Source organism: Mycobacterium sp. P2_H7, from assembly GCF_056403275.1.
This window is the reverse complement of record NZ_JBFUFU010000013.1, coordinates 140282-156358: the sequence shown is the minus strand read 5'-3', so window position 1 is coordinate 156358 and position 16077 is coordinate 140282. Positions and strand designations below refer to the sequence as shown.

Sequence of the window (16077 nt, the reverse complement as noted above, 5' to 3'; positions counted from 1 at the left end):
TACCGGGTACCCCTGAGGGGTATGTGGATATGGTTTGGGTCGGTAACGACCGCGAAGGCATAATTACCCAATGCCCTCAGACGCTCCTACTCCTGCTCACGACATCAAGCCCCGCAGTCGCGACGTCACCGACGGCCTGGAGAAGACCGCGGCCCGCGGCATGCTCCGCGCGGTCGGCATGGGGGACGACGACTGGGTGAAACCGCAGATCGGCGTCGGCTCATCGTGGAACGAGATCACCCCGTGCAACATGTCGCTGCAGCGTCTGGCGCAGTCCGTGAAGGGCGGCGTGCACGAGGCCGGCGGCTACCCGCTGGAGTTCGGCACCATCTCGGTGTCCGACGGCATCTCCATGGGCCACGAGGGCATGCACTTCTCGCTGGTGTCCCGCGAGGTGATCGCCGACAGCGTCGAGACCGTCGTGCAGGCCGAGCGCCTCGACGGCACCGTGCTGCTGGCCGGCTGCGACAAGTCGATCCCCGGCATGCTGATGGCCGCGGCCCGGCTCAACCTCGCCAGCGTCTTCTTCTACAACGGGTCGATCATGCCGGGCGTCGCCAAGCTCACCGACGGCACCGAGAAGGAAGTCACCATCATCGACGCCTTCGAGGCGGTCGGAGCGTGCGCACGCGGCCTGATGTCCCGCGAGGACGTCGACATCATCGAACGCGCGATCTGTCCGGGCGAGGGCGCCTGCGGCGGCATGTACACCGCCAACACCATGGCGTCCGCGGCCGAGGCGCTGGGCATGTCACTGCCGGGCAGCGCCTCGCCGGTGGCCATCGACAAGCGGCGCGACGAATATGCGCGCCAGTCCGGCGAAGCGGTGGTCGAGATGCTGCGCCGCGGGATCACCGCCCGCGACATCCTCACCAAGGAGGCGTTCGAGAACGCCATCGCCGTGGTGATGGCGTTCGGCGGATCCACCAACGCGGTGCTTCACCTGCTGGCCATCGCGTGGGAGGCCGGCGTCGAACTGACGCTGGCGGACTTCACCCGGGTGGGGCAGAAGGTGCCGCACCTGGCCGACGTAAAGCCCTTCGGCCGGCACGTGATGAAGCACGTCGACGAGATCGGCGGCGTCCCGGTTGTCATGAAGGCACTGCTGGATGCCGGTCTGCTGCATGGTGATTGCCTGACCGTCACGGGAAAGACCATGGCCGAGAACCTCGCCCACATCGAGCCGCCGGATCCCGACGGCAAGGTGCTGCGCGCGATGAACAACCCGATCCACCCCACCGGCGGCATCACGATCCTGCACGGGTCGCTGGCACCGGAGGGCGCGGTGGTCAAGTCCGCGGGCTTCGATTCCGACGTGTTCGAAGGCACCGCACGGGTTTTCGAGCGTGAGCGGGCAGCCCTGGATGCGCTGGAGGACGGCACCATCACCCACGGCGACGTCGTCGTGATCCGTTACGAGGGCCCCAAGGGCGGACCGGGCATGCGCGAGATGCTCGCGATCACCGGCGCCATCAAGGGTGCGGGCCTCGGCAAGGACGTGCTGTTGATGACCGACGGCCGGTTCTCCGGCGGCACCACCGGCCTGTGCGTCGGGCACATCGCACCGGAGGCCGTCGACGGCGGCCCGATCGCCTTCATCAAGGACGGCGACCGGATTCGGCTCGACGTCGCCAACGGCAAACTCGACGTCCTGGTCGACGACGACGAATTCGAGTCCCGCAAGGTCGGTTTCGAACCGCTGCCCCCGGTGTACCGGACGGGTGTGCTGGCGAAGTACACCAAGCTGGTCGGCTCGGCGGCCACCGGCGCGGTCTGTTCCTGATCCCCCTTGTCCGCGAGCGTGCGGGTCTGCACACCAACACGCCGCCAGCTGTGGCGGTTTGCGCACGCTCGCTGACAGTTACGTGCCCTGTGGCTGCTGTAATGTGATCTCAGAGTGGCCCACAACACAGCACGTGAGATGCACGGAAAGAGTCTTCAGTGAACGAGGTTCTCGCGCGGTCCGGCATCTTCCAAGGGGTTGCACCCGATGCCGCCACCGCCCTGATCGCGCAGTTACAGCAAGTCTCATTCCCGCGCGGGCACACCGTCTTCGTCGAGGGTGAGCCCGGCGACCGGCTGTACATCATCCTCGAAGGCAAGGTGAAGATCGGTCGCCGCACGGCCGACGGCCGGGAAAGCCTGATCACGGTGATGGGGCCTGCGGACATGTTCGGCGAACTCGCCCTTTTCGATCCGGGCCCGCGCACCTCGACGGTGACTACTCTGACCGAGGTCAAAGCGGTCACCATGGACCGGGAAGCGCTGCACGCCTGGGTACTCGGCCGGCCCGAGATCGCCGAGCAACTGCTGCGGGTGCTGGCCCGCCGGCTGCGCCGCACCAACAGCGCACTGTCGGACCTGATCTTCACCGATGTCCCCGGCCGGGTGGCCAAGCAGCTGCTCGACATCGCCAAGCGGTTCGGCAAGCCGGAGGGCAACGTCCTGCACGTCACCCACGAGCTGACCCAGGAGGAACTGGCGCAGCTCGTCGGCGCATCGCGCGAGACGGTGAACAAGGCCCTGTCGGACTTCGCGCAGCGCGGCTGGATCAAGTTGCAGGGCAAGACGATCCTGATCTACGACTCCGCCCGGCTGGCCCAGCGCGCCAAATAGTCAGGTCACGACGGCTAGACCACCACTGCGACCGCGAAGCCGTCCCAGCCCTTGGTGCCGACGGTCTGGATCGCGGCGGCGTCCAACCGGGGATGCCTGCCCATCATGGCCAGCATGTCGCGCACCGCGCGCGCCTGGATGTCCGCGGGTTCCGGGTCCAGCACCCGGCCCATCCTGGTGACGTTGTCGACGACGATCACCGCACCCGGCGCGGCGAGTCGCACGGCCCACTCGACGTAGGCAGTGTTGTTCTCCTTGTCCGCGTCGATGAAGAACAGGTCGAACGGTCCGGCCAGCGCCGGCAGGGTGTCCAGCGCCGCACCGACAATCACCTCGACACGGTCTGCCACCCCGGCCCGGTCCAGGTTCTTGCGGGCGACCTCGGCGTGCCGGGGATCGAACTCCAGCGTGACGACCTGCCCGTCGGGACCCACTCCGCGCGCCAGACAGATGGTGGAATATCCGGCCAGCGTGCCGATTTCGAGCACCCGCCGGGCCCGGGCGATCCGGGTCAGCAGCTCCAGCAGTCGGCCGTGCTGCGCCGACACCTCGATGGCGGGCATGGATTCGGCCGCCGCGGACTCCCGCGCCGCGCGCAGCGCGTCATCTTCGGTCTGCAACAACTCCCCGAACAACGCGTCGACCGCCACCGGATCTGCCATCACTGCACCCCTTCTTTTGCGTAGACCACCCGCAGTACATGCTGCACCTCCGGGCCCATGACGGCACCGGTCAACTCGCAGAAGGTGGTGACGAACTCTGGGCCGTGCGGCGCGCCCTCGGTACACAGATGATGGGCAAGTTCATGCAGCACAACGAGTTCCCGCAGCGCCCAGGTGGTGTGCTGCTCGGGGACCGCCATGGTCGCCGTGTCCGCCTCGTAGTGCGCGGCCGCCAGCCCCCGTCTGGCGCGAATCCGCACCGCGCCGGCAGTGGGCCACCGTTCCCGCACCGACGGCAGTGCGAGGACGTCGTCGACGTAGGTGCGCACCGAATCCAGGGAGGCGAACCGGCCTTCCGGCGGCAAGGTCAGCCGCGTGCCGAAGAAGTCCATCGAGCGGTCACCACGCTGGGTGGCGCGGTCGAACATGGCACGGACAAACGCCTCGGCGGCATACACTTTCGCGCGCTGAGCGTCGCGTTCAGGCACGCGATGTCACGGCCTCAGTGGGGCGCGCGCACCCGGCAACTCCTGGCTGGGGCCGAGTCTGGCCCGTTTGCCGGCCCGGTCACCGGCACGGCGCGCATCCGACGAATAGCCCGCCGAGGCACTGCTGGCCCGCCAGGTACCGCGTGCCGACGAACTCTGCCGGTAGAACGACTTCAGTTCAAGGTCCTTGTTGCGCAGGGCCAGCGCCGTCCCGGGCCGGTCCTGACGATCCGCTTCGCGTTCCGCGTCGGCCTTCGCCTCGGACAATCGCTGCCCCACCCGGGCACCGAAGGCCAGCTGGAAGTTCAGTCGCGCGGTGATGGTCGGGGTCGGCCGGTGCTGCCCCGACCCGATGTAGGCCTCGGATGCCTTGACCATCTGCGTCACCAGGCTGGCGTACAGCGCGTGGGTGGCGTCGACGTCCTCGGCGAAACCGTAGGCGTGGACATAGGTCGAGTTGGTCGCGACGTCGCATTTCACATCGTTGGCCATGCCGATGACCACGAACAGCTGCACGTAGGTGCGCAGGCCCCGCGTGCCGGGCGGGCCGATGGTGATGGTGCGCTGTTCGGGCAGCTGCGCCTTGGTGCGCTGCGTCGAGTGCGCCCGGGCCAGCGCCAGGTCGATGGAGGTGGCCGTGGCCAGCCGCTGGGCGGCCGTCATGAACGCCTCGGCCTCGTGCGGGTTGTCGGTGCCCTCGGCCTGGCGGAGCAGGGCCGCGATCCGGGCCAGCATCTTGTCGCTCACACCGCCAGGCTAGGTGAGGACTCCGACATCGCGCGATCTGGTGCGCAGCGCCGGCGTCATCGGAGCTTCTCGATCACGCGGGCGGCGGCCTCGGCGTCCCCGCCGAGGTACCAGTAGGTGATACCGAATCGCTCACTCCACTCGGCCAGCCTGTCGGCGCACTCGGCTGTGGTACCGACGAGCACGGCCGGTGAATCTCGCAGTTCCGCCATCTCCGCTCCGATGGCCGACGACCACGTCGAACCGTGTGCCGCTGCGGAGGGACCGTCGGTGACGTGCACGTGATAGCAGCTGAACTGCAGTCTGGGTGCGGGGCGCCCCGCCCGCCGGGCGGCGTCTCGTACCCTGTCGATCTTGGCCTGGATGGAATCGGCGGTCAGTCCATGGACCGCCGTGCGGTCGATGGCCCCGCCACGCATCTGCGCATGAATGCCCACGATATCTGCGGTGCGGCCGGCAAGGTCGAGCATCCTGGGGCCACCCGCGCCGATCAGTATCGGCGGATTCGCGGGCCGGGCCGGCCGGGGCAATGCCTCCATACCGTTGACCTGGTAGTAGGACCCATCGAAATCGACTGTCTCCGTGTTGAAATAGCGATCGATGATCTGCAGCGATTCCTCCAACCGACCGAACCGGTGCCCGCCGGTCTCAACCTCCATGCCCAGCACGTGGTAATCGTCAGCGAGCCACCCGGCCCCGATCCCGAGTTCCACCCGTCCGCCGGACAACCGGTCGATCGTCGCGATGTCCTTTGCCAACAACGCCGGATGCTGCAAGGGATTCTGCGCGACCAGCGACAGCACTCGAAGGCGTGAGGTGCTGGCTGCGGCGAACGCCATCGCCGAGATCAATCCCAGCTGCCAACCCCTGGTCACGTGATGCGACACGGCCACGGTGTCGAACCCGAGGTCCTCCAGCCGGAGTAGCTCCGAAACCCATTCGGGACCATCAGTTTTCAGACGCGGCATCGGGGCAATGAATTCGATCGGACCCTGCACGTCCACCCTCGCCTCACGTCCGCCGCGAGCTCGCGTGGACATTCGCTGTGACTTACCTGTGAACTATCTTCACAGCGCCTGTGGGACGTGTCAACTCGGCAGGGCAAGCTCGGCGGAGAGCGCAACAGGTCGCCCGCATGCGCTCAAATTCATTGCCTATGAACAGATTAACGGAGAGCGAATGTCAGTCCGGGACGGCTTCGGCCACGAGTACCCAGTCATCGGGCGTCGGAGGAACGTAGGTGTAACGCCCCTTCGGCCGAACGCCCACCTTGGTGTATTCACCTGTGGTCGGGTCGAACCAAGACAGCCGGACCTGACGACCGGTCAGTACCGACAGATCGACATCGACCGCTTCGCCACCGCCCGGGTTGTACACCATCGCGAACGAGCCATCGGAGGCGCGAAATCCTTGCAGCCGTTCGGGTCCCGCAACAATGCGCGACTTGATGAACTGTTGGTCCGGCACACCTCGGTACCAGGGGTGCGCCTTCATCAGATCTGCCAGATAGCGCATCTGCCAGGCCGCCGCATCCTCCATGGCCGACTGCCAGTCACCGATGGCGCCCAGTTCCGGCGCCAGGCTGGTCGCCCCGACGAACTGCCACACGCTGTGATGCCCGTACGTGACACCAGCCGCGCCGGCGAAGGCCGCCCAGTACGCGTCGCGTCGGACATCCAGTGGAGTCGAGTAACCGTCCTCGGACTTCCAGCAATAGGGGTGCTCGGCATAGATCTGCTCGCCGTCGAGGAAGGGCCTGGTGACCTTGGCCTGATAGGCCGCGTCGAGCATCTTCCGGCGTTCCTCATACCGCAGGCAGTGTCCGCCCTGCGCCATGTCGAAGCTCAGCCACGGAGCACTGGCGAACCACTGCAAGCTGTCGGTTCCACCGATGGGGTGGTAGGTCATCAGCGGCGTCTTGTAGTCCTCGACACCGGTGACACCGGTCGCGATGCCACGAGCCAAGGTGGCCCAGATCTTTTCCGTACCGGCGGCGGGTGTGTCTCCGCCCAGCACCCAGACGACCTGGGATTTGCGGTAGCGGGTGCCGACGAAATTGCCGTACTCGAAGGCGTTGTCCTGCGTCAGGACGGAGCCCGCCATCTTGTGGCCCCAGATCGGGACCAGGGCCACCCGTATCCCGCGGACGTTGGCCTGCTCGATGATGTAGTCCAGGTGGTCCCAGTAGTCGTACTGCTCGGGATTACTGGGGTCAGAGCCATCCGTGATCGCGAGCCGGGACAGATCCTTGTCGTAGGGATAGTCGCCGTAGCGGTTGGGTCCGGGTCCGCCGGCCTGATTGAAGATGCCGACCACCTGAATGACGTTGAAGCCCTGCTTGGCTCGTGTATCGAGATACTGGGCCACCTCGTCGCGGTTCAGGTCCACCGGCATCCCCCATGCCGTGTCGGCCACCCAGAAGAACGGGTCGCCGACCGGGTCCACAAAGTAGCGGCCGTTGCTGCTGACGGTGATGTCCGGGTCGATCTGCAGTCGGCTCGACCCCGCGCCGATCCCGCTGTCCACCCCCATCACGACGAACAACAGCGTCGGCAGACCGACGATCAATATCCGCCGCCAGCCGATCTTGCGCCGCCTGCCTTCTTCTTCCCGTTTGGCCTTCCGGACCTCGGATCGCTTGAGCCGCATACCTTCACCCCCTTCGGAGCTGATCACTTCTTCTTCACGTAGGCGAAGATGACGGTGTCGTCATCCTCGCTCACCTTCGACCACCCCTCCGTCTTGGAGATGCGCTCGATCAGGCTGGGGATGAATGTCACCGGATACCAGCCGAGATACTCGCCGTAGGCGATCGCCTGCCGGGGCAGAATGATGTACAGGGTGCGAATGGGGCCGATCTTCGGCAAGGCGCTCTCCAGCAGATCGACATCATGAGCCGTCGCCTTCTTCTTGTGCATCAAAGAGGAACGCACAGAATCGAGTACGGCGTCATAGCTCGGGTCCTGCAGCTTGTGGCTGACCTGCTCGGCGGTCGAGCCCTCCGGCCAGCCCACCGGCTGGGCCAGGGTTCCGATGATGAACCGGCCCTGGGTGGCCGACGGTAGCCCTCGGCTCTGCTCCAGTTGCGAGCTGGTCACCGTCACATGGTTCCAGCCACCGTAATAACCCTGCAGTGAACCCGCACCCAAGGCGATCACCACCAGCCCCGCCATGATCCAGGCGGGTATCGCGAACACTCGCCGCCGGATGTCGCTGATCGAAGCGATCACCACCGCGATGAGAATCGCGGCACCGGCCAACGAATACAGATACACCCGGATGACTGCCTCGCCGCCGTAATTCTGGCCGGCCAGGATCGCCATCGACGAGAAGGCGATCAGAGCCAAAGCCCAAGGGGCCCCGTATTTCCGCCAGATCACGAAGAAGCACAACAGTGCCAGCAACCAGACGGTGACCGACACCCCGCGGTCCACCATGGTGGTGAATTCACGACCGTCCGACCCCCGCGCGGCGGCGACCACTTCGGTGTTCTTGAACGGGTTGAACCCCGTGAACAGATCGAAGCGGCCGGCTCGCCCCAGCCGCGGAACCACATAGGTGGCCAGAATCGCTGCGTACACCAGGGCCAACCAGCGTGGCGTGATCTGGTTGAACACCGCGAGCGCAACGGTGAGAAGGCAAAGCCAGACCGGGGTCAGCTGGTGTGTCGCGGCGAAGACCGCGAACAGCGGGATGGAGATGTACCCCGCCAAGGGCAGCTTCTTCGAGTACAGCAGCAGCGACAGAATGGTCAGCGCCAGAATGAATCCCACTGCCTGCGGTGAGTAGTAGTCCTGTCCGGTCCAGTTGAGGATCGCGGCAAGCATGGCGGCGACCAGAGCGGCCCGGACGCTGAATCCCGCACTCATGGTCAGCACCCCGATCAAGATGGCGATCAGGAGCGCCGCCACCGGCGCAAACCAATGCGCCACGATCACGGGGTCCAGGCCCGAGATGGTGCTGAACCATGCCATCATGGCGAAGAAACTGGGCCAGTCGCCGTAGATCTGGATGTGTGGCGACTCGTGATTGTGGATCATGAACTCGACGATGCCGATGTGCCGATACGTCCACACATACAGCGGTAGATCCGTGATGAGCGTGGCGGTCACCCGTTCGACGAGCGTCACACCGACGATGGCGAGAGCCGCGACGCCCACACTGTTGACTGCGACCGCCCAGATGAACGCGACCAATGACACACAGAGACTGACGAGCAGCAGTGTCCCGCCCGTCGTCGGCAACAGTCCGTATTGGCCCGCGACGTGGTCGTCGGTGGCCTGCCGGAGCAGTGGCAGCGCCACCAGCCAGACGACCATGGCCACCACCAACAGCACCATCGGTTGATGCCGGGCGGACAGACCGAATCTGCGCCCTCTGACCGGCAATTCGTGGACGTCGGTGTCGTCCACATCCACAGTCAGCATGGCAGGCTCGTCGTCGCCGACGCCCGCCGCAGTGAGCGCACCCGCAGGAGACCGGAGCAGAGCACGCCGGCAGAGAGCAGCAGGCACGACACCACCGGGTACCAGATGCCTATCCATGCCATCACCACCGCCAGCGACATCGCGGAGGTGATGCTGATGCCCACCAACGCCGCGAACAGCGGCGCCGGCGGCAGGTCGACCCAGCACATCACGGCGCTGCCGACGCCGGCGAGCACGAGGAGCAGCAGGAACAATGCCTGCAGGACAGGCGCGACGGGAACGGTGGACAAGATGCCACAGACCCCGGCGACGACCGCGGTCTTCGCGACCGGTTCACTGCCGTAGTGCGTGCTGACAGTGGATCGATATGTTGCCACGATTACTTGCCCTCCATTCCGTATTGACGAGCCCAATCGACCATTTGTTGCGCGCCCGGAATCGCGGGCCCGCCGAAATAATCCAGTTGAAGGCACAGATGCATCGCGCGCGGCGGTATCCGAGCCGGCTCGGTGATCTCCCAAAGCGGTTCACCGTCAACGAAATACATGACGTGCGACGGATTCCATTCCACTGCGTAGCTGTGCCAGGCCGTCGCGTCGACTGGAAGCTCCCTGCTCTCCTTCTTGCCGTCGGGGTCGTAGTGGATCCAGAACTGCACGCTCTGCCTCGTCGGGTCGACGACCTCCATGAAATCGACCTCGCCGCCGGCCGGCCAGTCTTCGGCATCCGGCCACAGCAAGGCCAGCGAGTGGTAGGACTCCGGTCCCACGGAGGACCGGACACACACCTCCCAGCGGCCGTACAACTGGCCGGGATACCAGCCCATTCCCCCGGTGTGGCCCTGCTCGTCGCCGGTGATGGTCAACATTCCGTCGGCGACGGACATCGCGGCGGGAGTGCGGCGCCCGTTGCCCGCGTGACCTTTTCCGTCGTAGACAATCCAATCTTTCAATGCCGCAGGGTCATTGAATTCGTCATCGCGATTCGGCACGCCCCACCCGTACTTTTGCGCCGCGGTCGCCCGGCAGTTCTCGCTTTCCGAGTGGGCCGTGCCCGGCCAGCYGCATCCCGATGCGGCAAGACCGAGCACACCGATCAGTGCGACGCCTCGGGTCGCGCGCGATGCGCGCCGGGGCGCCCCGCTAATCCGAACCCACCCGGGGTAGGGCGGGCACGGCCTCCGCCGGGACCCGGTCGCGTTCGGCACCGGGAAGCAGCGCCACGTCGGAGAGGAAAATGGCATCCAGGCTCGGCACATCGGTGCGCACCGCTGGCATACCGTCGGGAGTATCGGTCAGGCCGATCTCTTTCGGCAGCCCCAGATGCATGCGCCGGCGCAGCCACACGACGACCGGCCCGATGAGCACGCATGCCGAGAACCCCTCGGCGGCAATGTAGGCCCACCCGACGCCCTCGACCCCGAGGTGTCGGGTGCCGAGCAGCGAACCGGTGATCACGATGACCGTGGCGCACAGTGTGACCGCGAGTTGCAGCCGGAGTTTGCGCTGCACACGCGCAAAGCCCTCATACGCGGCACCGATGACGGAGAGCGGGATGAAGACGGCGGCGAGTTGGAGCAGCCCGGCCCCACCCTCGCGGTATTCCGCTCCGATCACCGACAGCATGATCGGACCGGCGATCAGCAGCCCGGCAGCACCGGTGCCTGCCACCAGCATCAACATGCGCATCATCCGCCAGGACAGCGCAGCTACCTTGTCGGGATGGGCGGCGACCTCGGCGACGAACGGACTGACCACGAAATGCACTGTGAGATACAGAGCTCCGATGAGCTGCCAGGCGATCTGGAAGTGCGCGTTGGCCACCGGGCCGATCTGGGCGATGACGATGAGCGGTACCACCAGAGCGCCGATGGACAGCAGTGCGGTGATCCCGAACGACGCGCCGAAGTACGACCAGATCTCCTTCCACGGCGGTAGCGCCGCGGGGACCCGGAAGCGCGGGACACGGCGGCAACGGCGGTCGAGCGCGACGAAGACGCCCACCGCGATGACCGCCGCGGTGACACCCCAGGCGATCGTCACCGCACCCATCGCGGCGGTCTTGGCCAGCACGATCAGCAGCACCAACTTCGCCACGGCGTGCAGCGGGTTTTTCACCGCCACCCATCGGGCGACGCCCAAACCGGTGAACGCCTTGTCCTGCAGGACGAAGATCGCGATCACCATCACCAGTACGGGGTAGCCGACCATCGACCATCCGGTCTTGAACAACTCGTGCCGCGGGCCGACGAGCACCAACACGATCCCGGCCAGCAGCGACGTCACGGCAACCAGCAGGAAGCCCTGCCGTAGCAGCGTTCCCGCCCGATCACCGGCCACCGGCAGGAAGCGCTCGTAGAACCGGTCGACGCCGAGAATGGCCAATGTGGAGAGCATCAGCGCCGACGTGATCTGTGCGGCAGCCACGCCGACGTCGCTGGCGGGGAGCATCCGGGCAGCCGCGCCCCAGAAGAACACTCCCGCCACGCACACCAGGCCGTTCGACAGGATCAACGCGATCGTGTTGACGCTCAGATTCGACTCCGCCGGAAGGTCCCGGTCAGCCGCCTTGACCCCACTTCTCATCAGGATCCCAACTCCTCGGCGCCGGCGACACGCGCCAACGTGCGGCGGACCTTCGCGTTGACATACCCGCCCGTGGTGACGGCCAGTCCGAGAATGATGGTCGCGCCCCTGGCGAAGCCGTCCCGGCTCAACGACATCCATTCCCGCAGCACGCCCCTGGGCAGCGTGCGGCTCGCGTAGGAGCGTTCTGTTCCCAGCGCCTCGCGCGAATCGGCCAATTCCGAGACGATGCCCTTGGACATTCCCTCGTGGTAGCAGCGCCGGACGAAGTACGCCAGCGTCGTGCGATCAGCCGAAACGTGGTGTCGCACCCGCATGTCGGGATCGAACAGGATCCGGCTGTGCGGCCACCTGGCGGCGAGCCTGATGCACAGTTCGGTCTCCTCGCCCCCCACCGGGTGCGAGCCGACACGCCCCACCTCCGAGTTGAATCCGCCGACCTCGGCGAACACCGACCGACGCAGGGACATGTTGCAGCCCAGCGGATTACGCACCGCCGCAGGCGCCGTCGGCTGCCCGATATAGCTGCAGCCGACCACCCAGTCGAACTCGCCGGGCATCCAGGCGGGCCTGGTCTGCGGCCAGACCGGTTCCGCATAGCCGCCGACGCCCGCCACGGCACCGTCCTGATAGTGCGCCATCAGGGCCGCGGCCCAGCCGGACTCTGCCGCGGCATCGTCGTCGAGGAATGCGACGATGTCTCCGGTCGCGGCTTCGACACCGGAATTGCGCGCGCCGGAGAGACCGGATTGATGGATGTTCTCGCACACCGTGACCCGATCACGCGCCGCGAACTGCAGGAAGGCGCGGTCGTACAGATCCGGATTGTGGTCGATGACCAGGAGCACCTCCAGGACCGCGAACTCCTGCGCCAGTACCGATTCGACCGCGGCACAGAGTTCGTCCCAGCGCAACAAGGTATATGCGCAGATCACCACCGACAACGTCTCGGCCCGTTGACCCACGGCCGGGGCGGGCGGCACCACGTCCCGGCGGGCGCCGGTGCCCTGCGACACCCGCAAGGTCGCGARGGCAAACAACAGAAGCCGTCGCACGATGTTCTCGTAGCACCCGATCCGTCCGCGAATCCGATCGGTGCCGGTGATGTTCCAGCGCGTGTCTGTCCGCAGCACCTTGTCGAAGGCCAGGTGGGCGGCGAGTTGGGAACGGGCAGAGGTCAGCCCGGAGACCGATTCACTGCGCACCCGGAACGACCCCAGAGTGCCCGGCTGGCCGACGAAGTCCCCGTGGTGGAGAAGGCGCACCCACAGGTCGAGATCAGCAAGGAACGGTTGCTCGCTGCGGAACCCGCCGCAACGGTCGAAGTCATTGCGCCTGAACATGACTGCCACAGGTACGCCGATCGGATTGCCGCCGTTGTGCACCAACCGCCTGACCGTCACGTCGGCCGAATGCCGGCCCTCCAGACCGCGCAGGCCACGCGCCTCCACGATCAGCTGACCGTCGTCGTCGACGAAGTCCGTCTTCGCCGCGACCAGCGCCACCTCCGGGGAATCCACGAGGACGGCGACCTGCCGGCCCAGGCAGTCCGGCGTGAGCAGGTCGTCGGCGCAGACCAGTTTCACGAGTTCACCACGCGTGTGCCGAACCGCGCAGTTGAAGTTGTCGATCGCCGGTATCGTCGCCACGTTCGTGATCACGCGGACCCGGTCGTCGGTGATCGCGTCGAGGATCTCGCGCGTCCCATCGGTGCTGTTGTTGTCGACGATCACCAGTTCGAAGTCACGGTAGGTCTGGGCCAGGATGCTGTCGATGGTGGCCTGCAGATATCGCGCGGCCTGATACGCGGGTATGCACACCGATACCAGAGGCCGGGCACTCTCCTCGGAGCGTTCGGCATCCTGATCGCTGGGCTCGGTGTGTGCGTGAATCGTCACTGGCCGTGTGCCTTCCATTTCCCGTGGAGTTCGGGATACCTCGCGCTGACCTCGGGGAGCAGATCCGCCAGTGTCAGCAGCACCCGATCCGGTCGTGCGGCAAGCATTTCCTCGGGCGAGATGATCGGGATGTCGGTGCCGGGCATCCTCTTGCCCTGCTTGTTGGGCGAGGCATCGGCGACGGCCGCGATCAGGCGCGTATCGATCCCGGCACGGCTGAACAGCGAGACCGCTTTGGACGCCGCGGCATAGCCGTAAACGGTGTGACCGGCGGCGGCTTGGTCCTGTAGCCAGGAACGCAGCGAGTCGACGTCCTCATCGGCGAGTTCTTGCAGCCGTCCGATCGATGTCGCGGTGGTGACCCCGATCGCGGCTTCCCGATCGAGGATCGCTGCCACCGACCCGTCGGGTTCGACCTGCCCGTGCACCGCGGCGATCAGGATGGTCCCGCCGTACAGGTCGAAGTCCCAGGCAGCTGCCACCGACATGCCCACGGCGCCGAGCAGGTTCTGCAACGACGTCAGCGAGTAGTACGCGAAATGTCCGTGCCGCAGTGCATTCCACTGCCCTTGCTCGAGGATCGTGGTGATGGACTGGTACTGGATGAACAACGTCCCGCCCGCACGGGTCGCCGCCGCACGCCGCGCGAAAGAAGCGCGCTGATCCGGCTCGTGCATGATGCCGAAGCAGTCGAGCACGACGTCGGCGTCCACCGACGAGGTGTGGAAGCCGTACTCCAGGACATGCGGCACCCACGTCCCGCTGTGCGGGCTGTCGAACTCCAGGACGGTGCTGCCTCGCAACCAGCCCTCGACGGCAAGCTGTTTGACGGCCAGCGCCGCCTGGTCTCGCAGCGCCTGGGGTTCGACACCGTGCGCCTCTTCACCGCCGGTGTCGTCCTCGGCGAGCTGCGCCAGTCCGCACGAAGGGCACAGGTCGATGCTCAGCCCGTGGCAGACCTCCTCGGGGAGCACCGGTTCCGACGCGAGTGGAAAGTGGTCCGGCGCCGGCACCTTGCCGAAATCAAGTACCGTCGAGAGCCCGGTTTCGCCGCATCCTCTGCACTGATTCATGGCAACATTTCCTTGTGCGAATCGAAACAACGGATCTGGCAGATGTTCTCGTCCTGGTGCCGCAACCGTCGCGCGACAGTCGCGGCCTGTTCACGCGGACTTTCGATGCCGACATCTTCGATGCCCATGTCGGCAGACCCGGCGCCGCCGCGTCGTTCGTGCAGGATTCCCAGTCCCGGTCCGCCCAGGGCGTGGTCCGGGGTATGCACGGCCGGTCGGGTGCGGGCGAGTCGAAACTCATCCGATGCGCCAATGGCGCCATCCACGACGTGCTCGTCGACATCCGACGGGAATCTCCGACGTTCGGTCGCCGACAGGCCTTCCGCCTCGATGACGACGCGTTCCACCACCTGTTCGTTCCGCCGGGCTTTCTGCACGGCTTCCAGGCCCTCACCAGCACCGCGGACGTGTGTTACCGCATCGACCGGCCACACAATCCGGCCGAGGATCTTGCTGTGGCCCATGATGATCCGGACCTCGCCATCACGTGGCCGCAGCCCGTCACGGTGATATCGCCCCGCGACGCCGGCGCCCCCAGCTGGGCGGCCCTGCTCAGGCAACTGCCTTGACCCATCGCATCGTGGGATCCACCGAGCCCTTGCTGCGCAACGAATCGAGGATCGCCAGCCGGGTGAACTTGGCTTTGAAGTCCGGCTCGGTGAGCCCGGCCGACACGTAGGCCCCATAGAGCTGGACGGCGCCGTCGGCGACAGACCATGCGGCGTCGAATCCGAGTGCCCGCCGGAAGGCCGAGAAGTCAACCTGGTACGAGCGCGGATCCGCTCCGGTCTCACCGGTGATCCGCAACACGGAGCCGGGAACCGCGTCGACCACGCACTGGGCGATGTCGGCGACCGTCACGTTGTTCGCTTCGGTACCGACGTTGTAAGCCGCACAATGGATCTTGGCGATCGGTGCCTCCAGCGCCAGGAGGAATGCGGCGGAGATGTCGCGGATGTGCACGAGCGGACGCCAGGGCGTGCCGTCCGAGAGCACCTTGACCTCGCCGGTGAGCACCGCGTGCCCGACCAGGTTGTTCAATACGATGTCTGCCCGCAACCGGGGTGAGAAGCCGAAGGCCGTGGCGTTGCGCAGGAAGACGGGCGAGAAGGAGTCGTCGGCGATCGCCGCCACGTCGTCCTCGACCCTGACCTTGCTCTCGGCGTACGGCGTGAGCGGGCGCAGCGGTGCGTTCTCGTCGACCAGGCCGGCACCCGCCGACCCGTAGACCGAGCATGTCGAGGCGTACAGGAATCGGCGGACACCCGCCTCTTTGGCCAAGCGCGCCAACCGAACCGAGGCGTGGTGGTTGATGTCGTAGGTGATCTCGGGGGCCAGCGCACCCAGTGGATCGTTCGACAGTGCCGCCAGGTGGATCACCGCGTCGAAGCCGGCGAGCTGGTCGACGGTCACGTCGCGCAGATCCACCCGGATGCCGGGGGGATCCTGCGGTGGTGTGCCGAGCACACAGTCCGCGAAGAAACCACAGTCCAGACCCGTCACCTCATGGCCGGCCGCCTGCAGCAGTGGCACCATGATCGTGCCGATATAGCCCTGGTGTCCGGTGACCAGTACCTTCAT

At 66.3% G+C, this 16077-nt stretch carries 15 protein-coding genes; 3 read left to right on the top strand and 12 right to left on the bottom strand.

Annotation, left to right across the window (positions count from 1 at the left end; translation table 11 throughout):
• Window positions 1-70 precede the first annotated feature (70 nt).
• The gene (ilvD, locus tag AC1DY7_RS21220) at window positions 71-1783 is read left to right on the top strand and encodes a dihydroxy-acid dehydratase (RefSeq protein WP_477495686.1); all 1713 of its coding nucleotides are present in this window, start codon (window positions 71-73) and stop codon (window positions 1781-1783) included.
• A gap of 158 nt (window positions 1784-1941) precedes the next feature.
• On the top strand, window positions 1942-2616 hold the full coding sequence (locus AC1DY7_RS21215) for a Crp/Fnr family transcriptional regulator (protein ID WP_477495685.1): 675 nt from the start codon (window positions 1942-1944) through the stop codon (window positions 2614-2616).
• Window positions 2617-2630: 14 nt separating this feature from the next.
• On the opposite strand, the gene AC1DY7_RS21210 is transcribed toward AC1DY7_RS21215, so the two are convergent.
• From AC1DY7_RS21210 to AC1DY7_RS21160, 11 genes are all read right to left on the bottom strand, one after another.
• The gene (locus tag AC1DY7_RS21210; protein ID WP_477495684.1) at window positions 2631-3278 is read right to left on the bottom strand and encodes an O-methyltransferase; all 648 of its coding nucleotides are present in this window, start codon (window positions 3276-3278) and stop codon (window positions 2631-2633) included.
• A complete protein-coding gene (locus AC1DY7_RS21205; RefSeq protein ID WP_477495683.1) occupies window positions 3278-3766 on the bottom strand; it encodes a TIGR04338 family metallohydrolase in 489 nt (162 codons plus the stop codon). The genes AC1DY7_RS21210 and AC1DY7_RS21205 overlap by 1 nt, the downstream gene beginning before the upstream one ends.
• 6 nt (window positions 3767-3772) lie before the next feature.
• Complete coding sequence (locus AC1DY7_RS21200) at window positions 3773-4501, bottom strand: DUF2786 domain-containing protein (RefSeq protein ID WP_477495734.1); 729 nt, start codon at window positions 4499-4501, stop codon at window positions 3773-3775.
• A gap of 68 nt (window positions 4502-4569) precedes the next feature.
• The gene (locus tag AC1DY7_RS21195) at window positions 4570-5481 is read right to left on the bottom strand and encodes a TIGR03621 family F420-dependent LLM class oxidoreductase (protein WP_477495682.1); all 912 of its coding nucleotides are present in this window, start codon (window positions 5479-5481) and stop codon (window positions 4570-4572) included.
• A 214-nt stretch (window positions 5482-5695) separates the two neighbouring features.
• Entirely contained in the window at window positions 5696-7162 is a 1467-nt protein-coding gene (locus tag AC1DY7_RS21190; protein WP_477495681.1) for a glycoside hydrolase family 140 protein, read from the bottom strand.
• A gap of 23 nt (window positions 7163-7185) precedes the next feature.
• Window positions 7186-8940: a hypothetical protein gene (locus tag AC1DY7_RS21185; protein WP_477495680.1), complete on the bottom strand. Its 1755-nt coding sequence runs from the start codon at window positions 8938-8940 to the stop codon at window positions 7186-7188.
• A complete protein-coding gene (locus AC1DY7_RS21180) occupies window positions 8934-9317 on the bottom strand; it encodes a hypothetical protein (RefSeq protein WP_477495679.1) in 384 nt (127 codons plus the stop codon). Before AC1DY7_RS21180 ends, AC1DY7_RS21185 begins: the two co-directional genes overlap by 7 nt.
• Window positions 9318-9319: 2 nt before the next feature.
• Window positions 9320-10030: a glycoside hydrolase family 16 protein gene (locus tag AC1DY7_RS21175; RefSeq protein WP_477495678.1), complete on the bottom strand. Its 711-nt coding sequence runs from the start codon at window positions 10028-10030 to the stop codon at window positions 9320-9322.
• A 52-nt stretch (window positions 10031-10082) separates the two neighbouring features.
• Entirely contained in the window at window positions 10083-11525 is a 1443-nt protein-coding gene (locus AC1DY7_RS21170) for a lipopolysaccharide biosynthesis protein (protein ID WP_477495677.1), read from the bottom strand.
• Window positions 11525-13423 carry a glycosyltransferase family 2 protein gene (locus AC1DY7_RS21165; protein WP_477495676.1) on the bottom strand — a complete coding sequence of 633 codons (1899 nt, stop codon included), beginning with the start codon at window positions 13421-13423 and terminating at the stop codon, window positions 11525-11527. Before AC1DY7_RS21165 ends, AC1DY7_RS21170 begins: the two co-directional genes overlap by 1 nt.
• Window positions 13420-14496 carry a transferase gene (locus AC1DY7_RS21160; RefSeq protein ID WP_477495675.1) on the bottom strand — a complete coding sequence of 359 codons (1077 nt, stop codon included), beginning with the start codon at window positions 14494-14496 and terminating at the stop codon, window positions 13420-13422. Before AC1DY7_RS21160 ends, AC1DY7_RS21165 begins: the two co-directional genes overlap by 4 nt.
• 14 nt (window positions 14497-14510) lie before the next feature.
• On the opposite strand from AC1DY7_RS21160, the gene AC1DY7_RS21155 reads away from it, so the two are divergent.
• Window positions 14511-15065 (top strand): dTDP-4-dehydrorhamnose 3,5-epimerase family protein, encoded by a 555-nt coding sequence (locus tag AC1DY7_RS21155; RefSeq protein ID WP_477495674.1) that lies wholly within the window; start codon window positions 14511-14513, stop codon window positions 15063-15065.
• Here AC1DY7_RS21155 and AC1DY7_RS21150 read toward each other — a convergent pair.
• The gene (locus AC1DY7_RS21150) at window positions 15049-16077 is read right to left on the bottom strand and encodes an NAD-dependent epimerase/dehydratase family protein (RefSeq protein WP_477495673.1); all 1029 of its coding nucleotides are present in this window, start codon (window positions 16075-16077) and stop codon (window positions 15049-15051) included. The two genes, AC1DY7_RS21155 and AC1DY7_RS21150, sit on opposite strands and share 17 nt — an antisense overlap.